Annotated in this window: 18 protein-coding genes and 1 tRNA gene; 8 read left to right on the top strand and 11 right to left on the bottom strand. The window is 62.6% G+C overall.

From position 1 onward, the window contains the following. Position 1: 1 nt before the first annotated feature. The 4 genes from AC5ZG5_RS07605 to AC5ZG5_RS07590 are packed head-to-tail and all read right to left on the bottom strand — an operon-like array spanning position 2 to position 3433. Entirely contained in the window at positions 2–796 is a 795-nt protein-coding gene (locus tag AC5ZG5_RS07605) for an enoyl-CoA hydratase/isomerase family protein (RefSeq protein ID WP_028164292.1), read from the bottom strand. 17 nt (positions 797–813) lie between these two features. Further along, positions 814–1575, bottom strand: coding sequence for an ABC transporter ATP-binding protein (locus AC5ZG5_RS07600; RefSeq protein ID WP_456641410.1), 762 nt, complete (start codon positions 1573–1575; stop codon positions 814–816). Further along, positions 1572–2426 carry an ABC transporter permease gene (locus AC5ZG5_RS07595; RefSeq protein WP_456641411.1) on the bottom strand — a complete coding sequence of 285 codons (855 nt, stop codon included), beginning with the start codon at positions 2424–2426 and terminating at the stop codon, positions 1572–1574. The genes AC5ZG5_RS07600 and AC5ZG5_RS07595 overlap by 4 nt, the downstream gene beginning before the upstream one ends. 20 nt (positions 2427–2446) lie before the next feature. Next, positions 2447–3433 carry an ABC transporter substrate-binding protein gene (locus AC5ZG5_RS07590; protein ID WP_130225967.1) on the bottom strand — a complete coding sequence of 329 codons (987 nt, stop codon included), beginning with the start codon at positions 3431–3433 and terminating at the stop codon, positions 2447–2449. Between the two features lie 185 nt (positions 3434–3618). On the opposite strand from AC5ZG5_RS07590, the gene AC5ZG5_RS07585 reads away from it, so the two are divergent. Further along, on the top strand, positions 3619–4548 hold the full coding sequence (locus AC5ZG5_RS07585; RefSeq protein WP_028164288.1) for a LysR family transcriptional regulator: 930 nt from the start codon (positions 3619–3621) through the stop codon (positions 4546–4548). A gap of 171 nt (positions 4549–4719) precedes the next feature. On the opposite strand, the gene AC5ZG5_RS07580 is transcribed toward AC5ZG5_RS07585, so the two are convergent. Further along, a tRNA-Arg gene (locus AC5ZG5_RS07580) sits at positions 4720–4796 on the bottom strand. Between the two features lie 299 nt (positions 4797–5095). On the opposite strand from AC5ZG5_RS07580, the gene AC5ZG5_RS07575 reads away from it, so the two are divergent. Beyond that, positions 5096–6445 carry a protoglobin domain-containing protein gene (locus AC5ZG5_RS07575; protein ID WP_456641412.1) on the top strand — a complete coding sequence of 450 codons (1350 nt, stop codon included), beginning with the start codon at positions 5096–5098 and terminating at the stop codon, positions 6443–6445. Between the two features lie 372 nt (positions 6446–6817). Beyond that, on the top strand, positions 6818–7438 hold the full coding sequence (locus tag AC5ZG5_RS07570) for a hypothetical protein (protein WP_456641508.1): 621 nt from the start codon (positions 6818–6820) through the stop codon (positions 7436–7438). Positions 7439–7542: 104 nt separating this feature from the next. On the opposite strand, the gene AC5ZG5_RS07565 is transcribed toward AC5ZG5_RS07570, so the two are convergent. Further along, positions 7543–7761 (bottom strand): hypothetical protein, encoded by a 219-nt coding sequence (locus AC5ZG5_RS07565; protein ID WP_456641413.1) that lies wholly within the window; start codon positions 7759–7761, stop codon positions 7543–7545. Positions 7762–7821: 60 nt separating this feature from the next. After that, positions 7822–8826, bottom strand: coding sequence for a 2-dehydropantoate 2-reductase (locus AC5ZG5_RS07560; RefSeq protein ID WP_456641414.1), 1005 nt, complete (start codon positions 8824–8826; stop codon positions 7822–7824). Positions 8827–8972: 146 nt separating this feature from the next. Between AC5ZG5_RS07560 and AC5ZG5_RS07555 the strand changes: the two genes are divergently transcribed. Both AC5ZG5_RS07555 and AC5ZG5_RS07550 read left to right on the top strand, forming a co-directional pair. Beyond that, entirely contained in the window at positions 8973–9578 is a 606-nt protein-coding gene (locus AC5ZG5_RS07555) for a YidB family protein (protein ID WP_028164283.1), read from the top strand. Positions 9579–9629: 51 nt separating this feature from the next. Further along, positions 9630–9908 (top strand): GlsB/YeaQ/YmgE family stress response membrane protein, encoded by a 279-nt coding sequence (locus AC5ZG5_RS07550; RefSeq protein WP_028164282.1) that lies wholly within the window; start codon positions 9630–9632, stop codon positions 9906–9908. A 105-nt stretch (positions 9909–10013) separates the two neighbouring features. Here the strand turns inward: AC5ZG5_RS07550 and AC5ZG5_RS07545 are convergent, their stop codons facing one another. Continuing rightward, positions 10014–10796, bottom strand: coding sequence for an SDR family NAD(P)-dependent oxidoreductase (locus tag AC5ZG5_RS07545; protein ID WP_456641415.1), 783 nt, complete (start codon positions 10794–10796; stop codon positions 10014–10016). A gap of 270 nt (positions 10797–11066) precedes the next feature. Here AC5ZG5_RS07545 and AC5ZG5_RS07540 point away from each other — a divergent pair, with 270 nt between their 5' ends. The 3 genes from AC5ZG5_RS07540 to AC5ZG5_RS07530 all read left to right on the top strand — a co-directional run bounded on the left by AC5ZG5_RS07540 (position 11067) and on the right by AC5ZG5_RS07530 (position 14310). Further along, complete coding sequence (locus tag AC5ZG5_RS07540) at positions 11067–12131, top strand: acyl-CoA dehydrogenase family protein (protein ID WP_456641416.1); 1065 nt, start codon at positions 11067–11069, stop codon at positions 12129–12131. Positions 12132–12146: 15 nt separating this feature from the next. Then, a complete protein-coding gene (locus AC5ZG5_RS07535) occupies positions 12147–13307 on the top strand; it encodes an acyl-CoA dehydrogenase family protein (RefSeq protein WP_456641417.1) in 1161 nt (386 codons plus the stop codon). 202 nt (positions 13308–13509) lie between these two features. Beyond that, positions 13510–14310, top strand: a complete 801-nt coding sequence (locus AC5ZG5_RS07530) for an enoyl-CoA hydratase/isomerase family protein (RefSeq protein WP_130225973.1) — start codon at positions 13510–13512, stop codon at positions 14308–14310. Between the two features lie 121 nt (positions 14311–14431). On the opposite strand, the gene AC5ZG5_RS07525 is transcribed toward AC5ZG5_RS07530, so the two are convergent. From AC5ZG5_RS07525 to AC5ZG5_RS07515, 3 genes are all read right to left on the bottom strand, one after another. Then, the gene (locus tag AC5ZG5_RS07525) at positions 14432–15181 is read right to left on the bottom strand and encodes a VOC family protein (RefSeq protein WP_456641418.1); all 750 of its coding nucleotides are present in this window, start codon (positions 15179–15181) and stop codon (positions 14432–14434) included. 2 nt (positions 15182–15183) lie between these two features. Further along, positions 15184–15978 (bottom strand): enoyl-CoA hydratase, encoded by a 795-nt coding sequence (locus AC5ZG5_RS07520; RefSeq protein ID WP_456641419.1) that lies wholly within the window; start codon positions 15976–15978, stop codon positions 15184–15186. Between the two features lie 139 nt (positions 15979–16117). Next, positions 16118–17326, bottom strand: coding sequence for an ABC transporter substrate-binding protein (locus AC5ZG5_RS07515; RefSeq protein WP_456641420.1), 1209 nt, complete (start codon positions 17324–17326; stop codon positions 16118–16120). Positions 17327–17612 lie beyond the last annotated feature (286 nt).

Genomic DNA, 17612 nt, shown 5'->3' with positions numbered 1-17612 from the left:
GTCACTCTCCGCGGAATTCGGGGGACCGCTTCTCCCGGAAGGCCTTCAGGCCTTCGTCGCGATCCTTTGTGAAATACAGAAGAAAGGATGCGTCGCCCTCGGCGTCGAAGCCGTCGGCAAGCGACATGTCCACACCGCGGTCAATAACGGCCTTCGTCATCATGACCGGAATAGGCGCGTTCTCGCTGATGCTCTTGGCGATCTCCCTGGCCTTGTCGAGCGCCTTGCCCTGATCGGTTACATGGCTGACGATCCGATAGCGCTCGGCCTCTGCCGCGGAGATCCGTCGACCGGTCCACATCAACTCCTTCGCGAGAGGCTTTCCGATCAGTCGGGGTAGGGTTTGGGTGCCGCCGCCGCCTGGCATCATCCCGAGCTTGATCTCCGGCAGGCCGAATTTCGCGCTTGCGCCCGCGACGATGATGTCTCCGACGAGGGCCAGTTCGAGACCTCCTCCCAAAGCGAATCCCTCGATTGCGGTGATCAGAGGCTTGGTGAAGCCGCCGATATCCTTGAACAGCCGGTTCACCTTCCGCGCTCGCTTCCGAAAACGGTAGAAGTCGAAATAGCCGTTCTCCGTGATCTGGAATTCGCTGGTGTCGATGCCGGTGCAGAAGGCCTTGTCACTGCCGAGAAGGATAACTGCCCTCACGTCCCTCTGGTGCTCGACTTCATTGAGAATTCCGAGGATTTCCTCAGCGGTCTGCTCGCGAAGTGAGTTCAGCTTTTCCGGTCGGTTGATCGTGATTTCGACCCAGCCCTTTTCCCGGTTCAGGATCACGTCCTGGTAGCTCATTCTTGGTCTCCGATGGTTCAATGGTCGGTTGATCGTTCCGCGCCCATCGCGGACGCTATCTGAGCGTGCAGATCGGCCATCGCGCGCGAGCTCGACCTGGCCTGATCGTCTATGCGCACCTCTAGAGCCACTCTGGCGGGTGGGCTGAGTACGAGCGCGCGATCGGCCATCTCGAGCGCGTCATCGATCCTGTGCGTGATGAGTAGACAGGTCTTGCGCAATTCCCTTGCAATTTGCAGGAAGTCGCCGCGAAGGGTTTTGGAGGTAACGTGATCGAGCTGACTGAAGGACTCGTCCAGGAATATGATCTCGGGATCTATCGCGAGCGCTCTGGCAAGCGATACGCGCTGGCGCATGCCGCCGGAAAGCTCGTGAACATACTTGTTGTCCGCCCCGTCCAGACGCACTCGTCCCAGCCATTCCCGCGCGCTTCTTCTGGCTTCATTCTTGGGTCTTCCCAGGATAAGCAATCCTAGTTCGACGTTTTCCAGAGCCGTGCGCCAGGGCAAGAGACGGTCGGTTTGAAAGCTGACGGAAAGACGCCCTTTCAGCGCCTTGAAGGATGCGTAGGGATCGAACCCCGCCACTCTGATCTGTCCTTTGTTCGGACAGGTCGTTCCCATGATGAGATTCAACACCGTGCTCTTTCCTGCGCCTGTCTGCCCAAGAAGAACGACGATTTCTCCTCGCCTGACGTTCAGAGACAGGTTGTCGACGGCGAGGTAGCTTCCGAAAGTCTTTGACACTTCGCGCAGTTCGATGATGTTTTCTTCGGTCATCTTACGGTCGCCTCCGCGCGCCACTTCAGGAATAGCTTTTCCAAGCCATTCACGAATGCCTGCAGCGCCACATTGAGGATTACGAGGAAGAAGGTCCACGCCAGGACCTGGTCGATCCGAAACGTCGATTGAGCAAGATTCATCCGCGCGCCTATGCCGATCGCCGATGCTACGAGCTCCGCGAATATCACCATTCGTATCGCGTATCCGATGACGGATTTGGTCGTCAGGAAAACGTAGGCAACGATGTGCGGCAGAATGAGATAGCGGAGCACCTGCCACCGCGAGGGCCGAAAGCTCTCGATCATATCGACGAGCTCCTTGGGTAGCGCTCGCACCCCTTCGTAGACGTTGAGTGCATAGAATGGCAGCAAGATAACCAGCAGGATGAAGAATATTCGTGCCTCTGGGTTCTTGAACCAGAACACGGCGATCAACATCCAGGAAAGCGCGGGAATGCCGGTATCGATGACGACAACAGCTTTGAGATAGGCCCGCAAATGAGTGAACATTCCCATCGCAAGTCCGATGAGAACGCCTACCGTCATTGCGATCGTAACCGAAATAGCGAGGCGGACGAGTGTTGCCGCCACATGGTATGGTTCGGTGAAGAACAGTTCGCGCGCGGCATTCCAGATGGCGACCGGCGAAGGCATTATGTAGTCCGGAACGAAACGGCTGGTTACTTCCATTGCCGCAAGAAGCAGGACGACCACGACGACGGTTGCGACGATATCCCGTCGACTTTCGGCGTTGGGCCAAGCCCCGGCAAAACCGGCAAGCGGCTTGGCGATCTTGGCTGCATCTCCAGATTGAATTCGCGATTGCCCGGCGGCGGCTGAGATAGACATCTGCTTTTCCGGCATGTGCGTCAAACGGCGAAGAAGTTTTCGTCGATCGGCTTGCTCAACAGGCCGTTGCTGGCGAGAAAATCGCTTGCGATCATGACGGCCGACCTGGAAAGCTCGTCGCTCATGGGGCGATAGCCGAACTCCAGTCGGCGAGAACTCATCGCCTCCTTCAGGACATCGATCTGAATTCCGGTTTTGCTGCCGAAGAGATCGGCCGCCTTCGTCGTGTCGGCGTTGATTCCCGCGAGGCAGTCCTCGAACATCTTGCTGATCTTCGCAGCTATCCCGGGATTGGCGTCAGCCAGTTCTTTCCGGATCGCGACGCCGAAGTAAGGTAGTTCAATGCCCCCGGATATCTTCTTGTACACATCGCCGGCCTTCAGGAGCACGCGCAAGTCGGGCTTCCTTATCAGGCCGGTCGTGATGTTGGGCTCCCATGATATGGCGGCATCGGCACGATCGGCCATAAGTAACGATACGGACGCGGCCGGATTGTCGACGTTCTGAATCGTCGCGTCCTTTTCCATATCGAAGCCGAACGCCACCTTTATCAATGCTCTCACGATTCGGTAGGTGCCTGTCGACTGTAACGCCGCGATCGTCCTGCCCTTCAGTTTGGAGACGTCCTCGACGCCGCCCTTCGGCGCGAGCATTGCGATCATGTTCGCATCGGTGATCGAACAGACGTACTTGAGAGGGACGCCCGCCTGATAACGGGCAGCGAAGGTGTCCCAGCTTCCGATGCAGATGTCGTAATTTCCCGCAGTGAAGTCGTTGTAGTAGGTCGAAACGGCCGTATACGGCGAGGGATCGGGGAGAATGATTCCGTTCTTGCGCCCGAGATGATTGGCGAGAATGTATTGGACGGGCAGCACCGTAAATCCGGGTTGCAGCGATGCCCAGCGGACATTGATGTCCGAGGCTGCGAGCGCATTGCGGATAATCGCCGGTGCGGAAACCGAGGCCACCGACAACGCGAGCAGTTTCCGCCTGGTCAACTGGATCATTCGTTCCTCCCCGTACCGCGCTCGCGTTCATTCTTTTCCGGCCTCGACGCCAAGGGGCGTGAGGAGAAAAGTCCGCAATTCCGCTGTTGAAAGAAGCCTAAACTTGCCAAAGTCGGAACGATAGCGCATTTTCGCCTCCCCTTCGTTCCATAAATGGGACAAGTAGAGCGAGCCCGGAGGTCGGCGTGGCAAGAAAATTGGATCTGAACGCGCTGCTTCTGTTTTTTGAGGTCGTCAATGCAAGGAGCATTAGCGGCGCGTCGAAGAAGTTGGACATCCCCAAATCCACCATCAGCCGCAAGCTGATGTTCCTGGAGGACCAACTGAGCGCCGTGCTCTTCAAGAAAGGCGGCCGCAAACTTTCCCTGACCGACATCGGACAAGCCCTGTACGAGCACTGCGAACGGATCGCCGCCGAGATCGACGAGGCAGGACTGGGTACTGCCCGGATGCAAACGGAATTGCGTGGAATGCTGCGCGTCAGCATGCCTGTAGACTTTGGAACGGGATGGCTAAGCAGCGCGATTGCCGCATTCGCCGTAAACTATCCCGACATACATCTGGCTATCGATACGAACAGCCGCTGGGTCGATGTTTCGGTCGAATCTTACGACGTCGCCGTGCAATTGGGGACGTTGCCGGAAGCCCACGGGGGCGTGCGCCATCTCGCGAGCATAACTCGAGGCGTATATGCCAGCCCGGCATTCCTCGAACGTAGGGGCGTACCATCGAGTGTCGACGACTTCGAACATTTCGACTGCGTCGTAACCGAGCATCAACGCGCCGAAGGGGTCTGGACTTTCCGGAGCAGCCTCGGCGTCAAGGTGATCGACGTCGTGGGACGCATATCGGTAAATCACATCGGCGTTGCGCGAGAACTCGTAATCGGCGGCGTGGGACTGGGTATTCTGCCGAACATCATGTGTCAGAACGACATAAGAGCGAAGAGACTCGTGCGAGTTCTTACCGATTGGGAGAGCCCGTCGCTGCAAGTTAGCGCGACCTTCCTGGGGAAGCGAAAGGAATCCAGACGATTACGGGCTTTCCTGGATTTCATGGAAACCAAGCTCAAGATCGAGGGTGATTCCGTTTCGTCCAGAACCGGCACGCTCTAAGTCGGCGACGACGGTAATGCCAGGAGTGGACACGGATCCGATCACCGCGCGATCACTCCGCAATTCTGGTACACATGCTTGATCTCGATGAGTGCCCGTCAATGGCCTCGGAACGACGCGCGTACGTCGAGGAAGCCGCAGTCTTTATCGGATTTCCTGCATCGGCAAGAATGGCGATCCCGGGAAGACTCGAACTTCCGACCTACGGTTTAGGAAACCGCCGCTCTATCCGGCTGAGCTACGGGACCGCGAACCCCTCTCTCGGAGTTTCGGCACCTCATAGCAGACTGAAAGGCCGATCGCCAGACTCCGCAGCGGTCGGCGCCGCTCGCGGATGATCCGCGTGAGACAGGGTTCCGGCGCGCTGTCGGCGCCTGGGCGAAGGGCTGCTTCCGCGAATACGCGCACGCCAGATGTGAACAACAAGTTAACCGGCTGACAAGCCTTGGTTGAGCCAGATCAAGGTCATCGGCCGCGAATCACGTGAAAATCCAGAGCGGCCGCTTTCGGCCGTCCCACCTCACTCTTTCCCCATCCGGAGCACTCTGTGAACAGCGCCGGCAGCCTTGCCACCCGTCTCGCCTTCCATCGCATCGACCGGAAGACCACTGCGCTGTTGCGCGAGGCGCGCAGCCTCGTCATCGATGCGCTGCCCGGGATCCTTGACCGCTTCTACGATCACGTCAGTCGCTTCGCAGAGACCGCGCGCTTCTTCCGCAGCCGCGAGCACATGATGCATGCCAAGCAGATGCAGATGAAGCACTGGTCCATCATCCTGGAGGGGCGCTTTGACGCCGACTACGAAGCATCCGTGACGCGGATCGGCGAGATTCACAACAAGCTCGGGCTCGAGCCGGGTTGGTACATCGGTGGCTACAATGCGCTGTTGTCGGATCTCGTGAGCGAGGTCGCGATCCGCATGCCGACGCGCATGCTGAGTCGCGGCTCGGCGGCGAGGCAGGCCGCGATGCAGCGCGCGATCGTCAACGCGGCGCTGCTCGACATGGATATTGCGCTCGCCGTCTACACCGAGGCCGAACGCCGCGACCGGCGCCAGACGCTGGACCGACTGGCGACGGATTTCGAGAGCGCGATCGGCGGTGTCGTCGACATCGTCGCCTCCGCATCCACCGAGTTGCAGGCGTCGGCGCAATCGCTGCAAGGCGCGACCGATCGCACCTCGGCGAAGTCCGGCCTGGTTACGGTCGCTTCGCGCGAGGCGACCACGAATGTCAACGCAGTCGCCGCCGCGGTCGAGCAACTCACCGGTTCGACCCGCGAGATCGGCGAACGCGTCACCGATTCGGCCCGGATCGCGACGGAGGCGACCGCGGCAATCAATGCCGCCGGCGACAAGATGCAGAAACTCTCGGCCGCCGCGCAGCAGATCGGCACCATCGTCGGTCTCATCACCGACATTGCCGGCCAGACCAACCTGCTCGCGCTCAACGCCACCATCGAGGCGGCGCGTGCCGGCGACGCCGGGCGCGGCTTTGCCGTGGTCGCGCAGGAGGTCAAGTCGCTTGCCGAGCAGACCACCAAGGCGACCGCCGACATCGCCGCGCAGATCGGCGACATGCAGCAATCGACCACGGAGGCGACCAGCGCCATCGGTGATATCGTCGGCGTGATCCGCTCGATGGGCGAAGTGTCGAGCGCAATCGCCTCCGCCGTCGAGCAGCAGGACGCCGCCACCAGCGAGATCTCGCGCAACATCCAGCAGGCGGCGGTCGGTACCAGGGACGTGTCTGAGAACATCGCGGATGTCATGCATGCCGCCAAGGAGAGCGGCGGCAGCGCATCGAACGTGCTTGATGCGGCGGGCGAATTGTCGCGGCAATCGGAGCTGCTGCGCAATGAAGTGTCAAAATTCCTCGCGACCGTGAAGGCCGCCTGAGAACGTTCCGAGCTGACGCCGCTGTGATTCCGCATCCTGGCCGGGCAAAGGCGGTGGCGGCCGGGCGGGGTAAGCGGCTTCCTCGTCGCGGTCGTGTGGGTTCCATCCGGAGCCAAGCCCGCTATGTAAATCGAGGCGGCAGCCTCGCCTGCGACGAACGCCACCAGCTTGCATGCTGTCCTTCGCCTTGAAATTCCTAGAAAATTTTAGTCGAAGCCAGACGTGACCAGATGCGCTATGAGACCTCGCCCACACCCTGTGGACGCACGGTTCCACCGTGACAAGCGCCATCAAAATGACGACAATCCGCCCAACTCTCTCGCCCGTCCGAATCTGGCTGGGAATGCCTCTGTGATCGCCTCGCGTTTGCTAATGCTCAGTGTTGCCGCCGCCGGTGCAGCCGTGCTTGCGCCCGCGCGCGTCGACGCGCAATGGTGGCGCGGCACGCCGAGGGATTTCGAGGAATGCGCCGACGTCGCCGAGAAGGCAAAGACCAAGGAAGACAAGACCTCGCAGCTTGGCGACTGCAACGCGAAATTCGCCGGCCGCCGCAAGCCCGGCGGCGGCTACACTTATTATGACTTCCTGCAGGACCGCTCATTCGACATCTCCGGCCCCAACCCGACGCCGGAGGAGCAGAAGAAGATCGACCAGGAATATGCCCGCTATCTGGAAAAGCAGCGCCGCGAGAGCATGACCGCGGCGCTCGCCTTGAAGCAGCAGCAGCAGCAGGAAGCGCAAGTGCAATTGCCGCCAATGCAACCGCCCCCGCAGCCGGACGTGCAGAAGGTGACATTGCGGACCGACACGGTGCGGGTGCCAGTGCCGGTGGCAAGCCCGGTCAAGCGGGCCGAGCGCATCAGAGCCGCCAAATGCGCCAAGGACTCGTTTTCCTGCGACTGGCCGCGGGTCTCCGCGAGCTGGAACGAGTTCAAGAAGATTTTCGCCCCGCAGCCGCCGGCGCCGCCCGCCAAGGCGAAGCAGCGGAGCTGACCCTTTCGGAATCGCAGCCCGGGTGAAGCGCAGCGTAACCCGGGGCCGCCCCCTAAGGCAAAGATCCCGGGTTGCGCTTCGCTCCACCCGGGCTACGAGGTGCCTTAGCGCAGATGCGTGCGCTTGGCGCGGTGCGGCACGACCCGCTTGGCCGCAGGCGCAATCGGATCCAAGGCCGGCGCCCGCGATGCCGCGCGGCTCTCCTGCAATCGTGCGTCATAGCCCGGCGAAGGGACGACCGTCGGCGGCGCGGCATGGGACGCCGCGACTGAACCTAGAGTCAGGGTCACAACCGACCACACTGCGGTGGCGATCCGTCTCATCGATCCTCCTCCATCATGTCCCCATTGGAATTCGTGCGGGGCCGGCGCCTTTTCAAGGCATCAGCCTCGGATTTGCTCGACCGTCAATCCGGGCGAGCCCTTGCCCGCCGCCTCGGCCTGCTTGACCAGTTCGACGATACGCCGCGACAGCGGCGCCTTCAGGCCGCGCCGGTCGGCGATATCTGTGATGACGCCCTGTAGATAATCGATCTCGGTGCGTCGCCCGCGCTTGAGATCTTCCCACATTGAGGAGCGCGCCTGCGGATCGATCTTCATGGTACGCCCGAGCAGCGCCTCGAAGATCGCATCCGGCAGCCGCAACAGCGGCGGTATTAGCCCGGCCGGAATCGGCGTCGGCGACACCGGTCTAATGCCTTCCGCCTTGATCGCCGCGAGCCCCTCCGCCATCTGGTCGGCGAACAGCTTTCGCCAGTTGCGCTGTGCGAGCTGCCGCCGCAGCGGGATGTCGGACAGCGCATTCAGCGCGTTGTTGAGATTGACGATCAGCTTGCCCCACTGCACGCCGTCGATATTGTCCGTCGCGCGCATCGCAAGGCCCGGCACCGATAATTGCTGCGCCGTGCCCGCCGCATCCCGTTCGACGACGATTGCGCCCGATGTCGAGCGGTGAAACCTGCCCTCGCCGAGACCGACCACGTTGAACGGCACCATCCCGCCCAGCACCTTTCGACCGGCTAGGCGCTGGCGCAACAGGCCGACATTGCCGACGCCGTTCTGCAGGCTGACGATGACTGCATCGTCAGGCGCGTGCCTCGCAATGAGGTCAGCCATACCAGCGGTATCCGCGCTCTTGACCGTGACCAGCACCGTGCCGGCGTCGGCAAAAATGGAGGGATCGTCGGACAGCGTGATCTCGTTCGCAGCAAGCCTTTGCTCTGACCCGTCGAAGCCGGTCAGCAGCAGCCCGTTACCCCTGATTTCATCGACCACGCGCGGCCGCGCCAACAGCGCCACCTTGCGGCCGGCAGCAGCCAGCATGCCGCCGACAAAACAGCCGATGCTGCCGGCGCCGGCGATCCCGATCGGTCGATCCAAAGCATTCATCCGCCGTTCAACCCCACGACCATAATCGATAGCAGAGTTGGTATTTTGTGCCTACCGAACCGGAGCCGCAGCCTGCGGCCGTGCCTTGTAACCGTCATGGGCGGCCGTTATGTTTTCGGCGCGGGGCAGATACGCGGGAGAAGACGATGGGTTTACTCGACGTACTCAACGGCATGCAGAATGGCCCGCGCGGGCCCAGCACGCCGAGCGCCGAATCCGACAAGGGCGGCATGTCGCCAATGACCATGGCCATCCTGGCACTGCTGGCCTGGAAGGCGGTCAGGCATTTCACCAATCAGCCCGGCGAGGCCCCACGGCAGGCGCCGGCGCCAACGCCAACTCAGACACCCGCTCCTCCGCCCGGCAACGTCGTCGCAGCAAACGTGCCCGGCGGTGCGGCGGGCGGCGGATTGAGCGATCTGCTCAAGGGCGGCCTTGGCGGACTGCTCGCCGGTGGTGCTGCCGGCACCGTCCTGAGCGGCGGGCTCGGCGATCTCCTGAAACAACTGCAGGATAACGGCCTCGGCGACCAGGCCAATTCCTGGGTCAGCAACGGCCCAAACAAGCAGGTCGCGCCGGGCGATCTCGCCAACGCGCTGGGTGCCGACCAGATCGACCAGATCTCCGCGCAAAGCGGCCTATCGCGCGACGACCTGCTCAGTGGCTTGAGCCAGTTTTTGCCTGACGCGGTCAATCACCTGACGCCGGACGGGCGACTGCCGAGCGACGAGGAAATGTCGCGGCGGGTTTGATTGCGGCCGCGGACAAAGGCTGATTTCTCGTTTCAGGAAAGGACGACCGCCATGAGCGGCATTCTTTGGATCATCATCGTCGGCTTCATCGCAGGCCTGATCGCGCGCTTCCTCTCACCCGGACCGAACAACCCGAGCGGGTTCATCCTGACGACGGTGCTCGGGATCGCCGGCGCGTTTCTCGCGACCTGGGTCGGACAGGCCATCGGCCATTACAGCCCCGATCAAGGTGCCGGCTTCATCACCGCCACCATCGGCGCGGTGGTCGTACTGTTCATCTGGAACCGGCTGGTGGCGAGCGGCGTCATTCCCGATCCCGGCAGGCGGTAGCGGCGCGATTGTCATTCCGGGATGGTCCGAAGGACCAGACCCGGAATCTCGAGATTCCGGGCTCGATGCTTCGCATCGCCCCGGAATGACGAGCCAGAGTTGGCTTCACGAAATCAGATGCATTCCCGCATCCATGCGCACGCATTCGCCGGTCATGTTGCTCGAGGCCGGCGTCGCCAGGAAGCAGACGAGCTGCGCGATATCTTGCGCCGTTGAAGCCACCTTCAGCGGCACCCTCGCCACGACAGCATCGCGCACCTGCTTGGCGCCGGCTTCGCCGCGGCCCTTGGTGAACCAGGGCGTGTCGATATAGCCGGGGCATACCGTGTTGACGCGAATGAGCGGCGCGAGCGCACGCGAGAGCGACAGCGTCATGGTGTTGAGCGCGCCCTTGCTGGCGGCATAGGCGATCGAGGAGCCGACGCCGGAAATACCCGCAACCGACGAGACATTCACAACCGCCGAGGCGCGCCCCGACGCGTTCGCGCCGGCTTCAAGCAGCGGTCGGGTCGCGCGTACCATCTGGAACGGCCCGATGGTGTTCACCGCGTAGATGCGTTGGAAATCTTCCGCCGAGAGCCCGTCGAGATTGTCGTGCGCGACATGCTTGGTGGTGCCGGCATTGTTGATCAGTGCATCCAGCCTGCCCCAGGATGCCGCCGCTGCGGCGATCTTCCGACAATCCTCGTCGCGCGACACGTCGCCCTGCACCACCACGACCTCGGCGCCGGCGCTGCGGCAAAGATCGGCGGTCTCTTCGGCTTCGTTCTTGCTGTTGGAATAGTTGACGACGACGCGTCCACCGCCCTTTGCCAGGATCTGCGCGGTCGCGGCCCCGAGGCCGGACGCAGAGCCCGTTACGATCGCATACAAACCATCCTTCGACATTCGCACTCCACTCCCTCTTTAGCTTTTGCGCTCAAAACGTTCCCGCGCTGGCATACCATATCGCGCGGCCAAGGCGACAAGCCAGAACTCCGTTGCGTGGAATTTCTCCTTCCGCACCATGGCTCGCATGCCGCGGCCGCAGGCGGCCCTGCGGACAGCGCTTGTCAGGGCTATGGCTTTTCCCCATCATAAAGCGCAAGAACGAAATGCACTTGGCGCGACCGTTTGGCGCGTCCGAGACGTGCCAAATTCCATAGCTTGAGGAACGCCGTGGCGGAGAGTGAGAATATCGTCGTCGAGACCGCAGAGAAAATCTTTGCCGATCTCGCCGACGCCCAGACCATCAACAGTGACGCGACGGGAAGCTGGAAAGCGCCGCTGTGGCAGGCGCTGAGCGAGGCCGGCCTGCCGCTCGCCTGGGTGCCGGACGATCTCGGCGGTTCCGGCGCGAGTCTGGCCGAAGGCTTTGGCGTGCTCAACGCCGCGGGCCGGTTTGCAATCGCGGTGCCGCTCGCCGAGACCATGCTTGCGGGCTGGCTGCTCGCGCAAGCGAAGACCGCTTCTCCCGACGGCGAGATGACGGTGGTTCCCGCGAGCCCGAAGGACCGCATCACGCTCAATGCCGATGGCAGCCTGTCCGGCCGCGCCCGCGGCGTGCCCTTTGCCAAAGCGGCAAAGCATTTCGCAGTGCTGGCGCATGGCAACGGCGGCATCTCGATCGCATTGGTCGATGCCGCGAAAGGCCGGATCGAGGCCGGCATCAATGTCGGCTACGACAATTCGGACACTGTGACGCTGGACAAGGTCGAGCCAATCACGATCAAGCCGGCGCCGAAGGGCTTTGACCAGACCACGCTGATGCTGATGGGCGGCGTGGTCCGCAGCCTCCAGATCGCGGGCGCGCTGGAATCGATGCTCGACATTTCCGTGCGCTACTCCAACGAACGTGTCGCCTTCGAGAAGAAGATCTCGAAATTCCAAGCGGTGCAGCACAATCTCGCACGCCTCGCCGGCGAATCCGCCGCCGCGCTTGCGGCCGCGACCTCTGCCGCCGACGCCGTTGCGAATGCGACCTCTTTCGACGACGCAGTGTACCTCGAAGCAGCGTCCGCCAAGATCCGCTGCGCGGAGGCGGCCGAGAAAGGCGGCGCCATCGCACACCAGGTGCACGGCGCGATCGGCTTCACCATGGAGCATATCCTGCATCGCTATTCGCTGCGTGCGCTGGCCTGGCGCGACGATTTCGGCTCGGAAAGCCATTGGGCGGTTGAGCTCGGCAAGCGTGTCGCCGCCAGAGGCGCCGACGAATTGTGGCCGCTGGTGGCCTCGCGCTGATTTACGGAAAGAGCCATGACTGCAGCCCTACGTTTCGATCCGATCCGTCTGCCGCCCGAATGCGAGCAATTACGCAAAGAGGTGCGCGCCTTCCTTGCCGAGGAGATCGCCGCCGGCACCTTTGATCCGAACAAGCCCAACCGCGAAGATACCGACGCGCCGGAATTCTCGCGCCGGGTCGGCGCCAAGGGCTGGCTCGGCATGACTTGGCCGAAGAAATATGGCGGCCAGGAGCGCTCGTTCCTTGAACGTTATGTGGTCACCGAGGAGATGCGGGTCGCCAACGCGCCGACGCGACGCTTCTTCGTCGCCGACCGCCAGAGCGGGCCGGTCCTCTTGAAGTACGCGCCCGAGCATATCAAGATGGACATCCTGCCCCGCATCTGCCGCGGCGAACTCTGTTTTGCGATCGGCATGAGCGAGCCGAATTCCGGCTCGGATTTGTTCGCGGCGAAGACGCGCGCGACCAAGACCGACGGCGGCTACCTCATCAACGGCAGCAAGATCTGGACCTCCTCGGCGCATATCGCCGACTACATGATCGCGATCTTCCGCACTTCGCCGCCGACGAAAGAAAACCGTCGCCATGGCCTGACCCAGTTCCTGGTCAAGATGAAACAGCCGGGCATTAAGGTGAATCCCATTGGCCAGATCACGGGGCAATTCGAGTTCAACGAAGTCGTCTTCACCGACTATTTCGTGCCCGACGATCACGTGCTCGGTGAGATCGATGGCGCCTGGAAGCAGGCGACGTCAGAGCTCGCCTATGAGCGCAGTGGCCCCGAGCGCTTCCTTGAGACCTATTACGTGCTGACCGAGCTGGTGCGCGCCGTCGGCGACAAGCCTGATACGCGCAGCGCCGAAGGCATCGGCCGCCTGGTGGCGCAGCTTCACACCATGCGCCGCATGTCGGTCTCGGTCGCCGGCATGCTGCAAGCCGGCAAGGAGCCGGTCGTGGAGGCCTCCATCGTCAAGGACATCGGCACGGTATGGGAGCAGCAATTGCCGCATCGCGTGCGCGACCTCGCCGCCTTCGTCGAGGAGACCGCCTCCAACCGCGAGACGCTGGAGAAGCAACTCGAATTCGCGCTTCGGACGGCGCCGAAACTGACGATCCAGGGCGGCACCACGGAAGTGCTCCGCGGCATCATCGCCCGCGGGCTTGGGTTACGCTGACGCCAATGAGTCCGACGATCGACCCGCGCGCAAACTCGACCTCTCCCAGAGGGAGAGGTCGGCGCGAAGCGCCGGGTGAGGGGTTGCGGTCTCAAGATAGAGCAGAACCCCTCACCCGATTCGCTGGCGCAAATCGACCTCTCCCCTTGGGAGAGGTGGCACCTTCCGCGCCGAAACATTGAAGCATTGCTGGAGACCACAGATGAGCAAATATACCGATATCGGCGTCGAGAAGCAGGGCCACGTCGGCCTGATCGAAATCCGCAGACCGCCGCTGAACTTCTTCGACGTCGCGCTGATCAACCAGATCGCGGACGCGCTGGAGGAATTCGACCGCGACATCGAGATCCGCGCAAGCGTGCTGGCTGCGCAAGGCAAGGCGTTCTGCGCCGGCGCCAATTTCAACGATCCGGCGCGGCAGGAGCAGGAAGAGCGCGCAGCCTCCGATCCGGCCGCCAATCTGCCGATCAACCATCTCTATGTGCAGGCGGTGCGCATCTTCCGCAACAAGAAGCCGATCGTCGCCGCTGTCCATGGCGCCGCCATCGGCGGCGGACTTGGCCTTGCCGTCTCCGCGGATTTCCGAGTCACCTGCCCCGAGGCGCGCTTCTCGGCAAACTTCACCAAGCTCGGCTTCCATCCCGGCTTCGGATTGACATTCACGCTGCCCGAACTGATCGGCAAGAACAACGCGGAATTGATGTTCTACACCAGCCGCCGCGTCACCGGCGAGGAGGCCTATCGCTGGGGACTCGCCAACGTGCTGGTGCCGCAAGATCAGGTGCGCGCCGAGGCGCTGAAGCTCGCGCAGGAGATCGCCGAGTGCTCCCCGCTCGGCCTCATCTCCACCCGCGCCACCATGCGCAGCGACTTCGCCGACCGCGTGCTCGCCGCCACCAACCATGAGCTGATCGAGCAGACCAGGCTGCGCGCCACGGAAGATTTCAAGGAAGGCGTGAAAGCCAGCGCCGAGCGCCGCGTTGCGAATTTCAAGGGGCGATAGTACGGCGGCTACTCGCCGTCATGGCCGGGCTTGTCCCGGCCATCCACGCGCATCCCCTCGCGCGGAGCCGAAGAACGTGGATGCCCGGGACAAGCCCGGGCATGACGGTGAAGCGCGTGGCTCAGGCGGCGAGCCGGAACGTGACGCCACCCAACGAGAACTCGTCGCCGGTCACCGCAAGTCCCTTTTTCCTTGCAGCATCGCGCACCCTCGCCGCGTCCGCCACCTTGAACGTCAGCGCGCTCATGATCTCGCTTTCGCCGTTGACGAAGCGGAAGGTACAATTCGGCAATCGTAGCTCGGTCCCGCTGACCGGCACCTCAAGGATCCGCCCCCAATGCGCCGCGAGCACTTGCGGCTCCGGGCTCTGCATCTCGACTTCGGTCAGCGCCTGCGTCACATCCTTTCGGATGTGCTTCTGCCACTCCGGCCCGGCCGGCGGATAAGGCCCCAGGACATCGTCGCTGCCATCGGTGTGGTTGAACTCGATGAAGGCGGCGCGGCAGTCGCGCGGGTGGAGTTGCACGCCGTGATAGGGCGCGTGCGTGATCACGTTCGCGGTGCGCACGCCGATGGCGTTGGCATGCGCGCCGCGCGCGTCGGGATCGTCGCAGCAGAAAATCGCCATATAGCCGCCGCCGCCGCTGGTCTTCTCAATGAAGCGGCCTGCCGCCGTGCCCGGCTTAAACGGTGCCACCAATTCGAGCAGGATGGTGTCAACCGGCAGCAGCGCGTTCTCCAGGCCATATTTCGCGACATTGCCGTCGCGATAGCAGACGCTCAGGCCCATGATGTCGGCGATAGCTGAAATCACGGGCTCGAGTTCTGGCGCCACCAGACAAATCTGGCGCAGCCTGAGGTAGCCAGCCATCCCTACTCGCCCTTGAAGACGGGCTTGCGCTTCTCGACGAACGCCTTGGCCGCTTCCTTGTGGTCGGCTGTCTCGCCGCAGCGGGTGTGATGGATGGCTTCGCCGTCGAAGCAATCCTCGAGCGACAGATGCTCTGCATTGTTGATGTTGCGCTTGATGAAGCCGAGCGCGATCGACGGTCCCTGTGCCAGCGACATCGCAAGCTCGCGCGAGGCGGCGTCAATCTGCGCATCCGGCACCACCTTGGTCACGACGCCAAGCGCATGCGCCTCCTGCGCGGTGAGGACCGGCGAGGTCAGATACAGCTCGCGCGCCTTCGCGCTGCCGAGGAGTTGGGTCAGGAAATAGGTCCCGCCATAGTCGCCGGAGAAGCCGACCTTGGCGAAGGCGGTCGTGATCTTGCAGGACTCGCTCGCCACCCGCAGGTCGCAGGACAGCGCGATCGAGAGCCCGGCGCCAGCTGCAGCGCCGTCGAGCTGCGCCACCACCGGCTTTGCCATCTGGTGCAGGATCCGCGAGACCTCCATGCCGCGACGTAAGTTGGTAAGTTTGGCCTCGAACGGCAGCGGCGCCCGCCCTTCCGCCATCGACTTCACGTCGCCGCCGACGCAGAAGGTGCCGCCGGCGCCCTTGATCAGCACCGCGCGCACCTCGTGATCCTCGGCCGCCCGCCGCGCCGCCTCGACCAGGCCGCGCGTCATGTCCGGGTTCAGCGCATTGCGCCGCTCCGGACGGTTCATGGTGATGGTGAGCAGGCCGTTGTCGAGGCTTTGCAGGACGATGCTGTTTTCAGTCATGGGTTTGGCTTTCTTGGTTGTTGTTAGTTAGATCCATCCACCGTCATTGCGAGCGGAGCGAAGCAATTCATCTCGCCGCTTGCGGAGCCATGGATTGCTTCGTCGCTATCGCTCCTCGCAATGACGGCCACGCTTCGCGTCACTTCTTCACCAGCGGGCAGCGCGAATTTTCCAGCGGCTGGAACGCCTCGTTGCCGGAAACGGTCGCGAGCAGCTTGTAGTCGTCCCAGCGTTCCTTGGACTCGGACGGCTTCTTCACCTCGAACAGATACATGTCGTGCACCATGCGGCCGTCCTCGCGGATCCTGCCGTTCTTGGCGAACATGTCGTTGATCGGGGTCTCCTTCATCACCTTCATCACAGCCGCGGCATCCGTGGTGCCCGCGGCCTTCACCGCCTTCAGGTAATGCGTGACGGACGAATAGACGCCAGCCTGCGCCGAGGTCGGCACGCGCTTGGTGCGCTCCATGAAGCGCTTGGTGAATGCGCGGGTGTCGTCGTTCAGGTCCCAGTAGAAGGCTTCGGCGAGCAACAGCCCCTGCGCGGTGTCGAGCCCGACGCTGTCGATGTCGGTGACGAAGGCGAGCAACGGGGAGAGTTTCTGGCCGCTCTTGGTCAGACCGAATTCGGCCGCCTGCTTGATCGCGTTGATGGTGTCGCCGCCGGCATTGGCAAGCCCGATCACCTTCGCCTTCGAGGCCTGCGCCTGCAGCAGGAAGGACGAGAAGTCCGACGTATTCAGCGGATGGCGCACACTGCCCAGCACCTTGCCGCCAGTCTTGACCACGACATTGGTGGTGTCCTTCTCGAGATCCTGCCCGAAGGCGTAGTCGGCGGTCAGGAAGAACCAGGTGTCGAGGCCGGATTTGACCGCCGCGAGACCCGTCACATTGGCCTGCGCGAAGGTGTCGAACACATAGTGCACGGTATAGGGGCCGCAGGCCTCGTTGGAGAGGCGGATCGAGCCGGGGCCGTTGAAGATGATGATCTTGCCCCGCGCCTTGGCGATCTCGCCCGCGGCGAGCGCGGTGGCGGAAGCCGCGACGTCGAAGATCATCTCGACGCCCTGGTTGTCGAGCATATCGCGCGCGATGTTCGCGGCGAGGTCGGCCTTGTTGAGATGATCGCCGACCACGACCTCGACCTTGCGGTCCAAGACCTCACCGCCGAAATCCTCCACCGCCATCTTGGCGGCGGTTTCGCTGCCGGGGCCGGTGATGTCGGCGTAGAGGCTCGACATGTCGAGGATGCCGCCGATCTTGAGCGGCGGCGGTTTGCCCTGCGCCAGCACCGCAGTGGCCGAGACCGCCAGCATGCAGGCGAATGCGCCCGACAGAATCCGTTTCATGAAGTCCTCCCGGTTCGTCAGCCACATTGACTGCGGTCTACCATTTTGCAGCGCGATCATGCCGCATGAGATTGGTGGCAGCAAGTCGCGGCAATGCATGAATCCGCCTGTGGTTTTCCGTTAAGCGGAATGGTCTTCGGGGTCGTCAGCTCGATACAATATGTCGGCGTTCATCGAAGTTTGTGGTCGAACGAAACAGCGCTTTGATCACGGGTCTCGCCCCGAGCAGCGACTTGCAATTGAGCTTACAGGCGCAGGCGCGTCCGGACATGCGGCAATCAAAAGC

This window comes from Bradyrhizobium sp. Ses1 (genome assembly GCF_059512365.1).
This window is presented reverse-complemented; position numbering and strand designations above follow the sequence as displayed.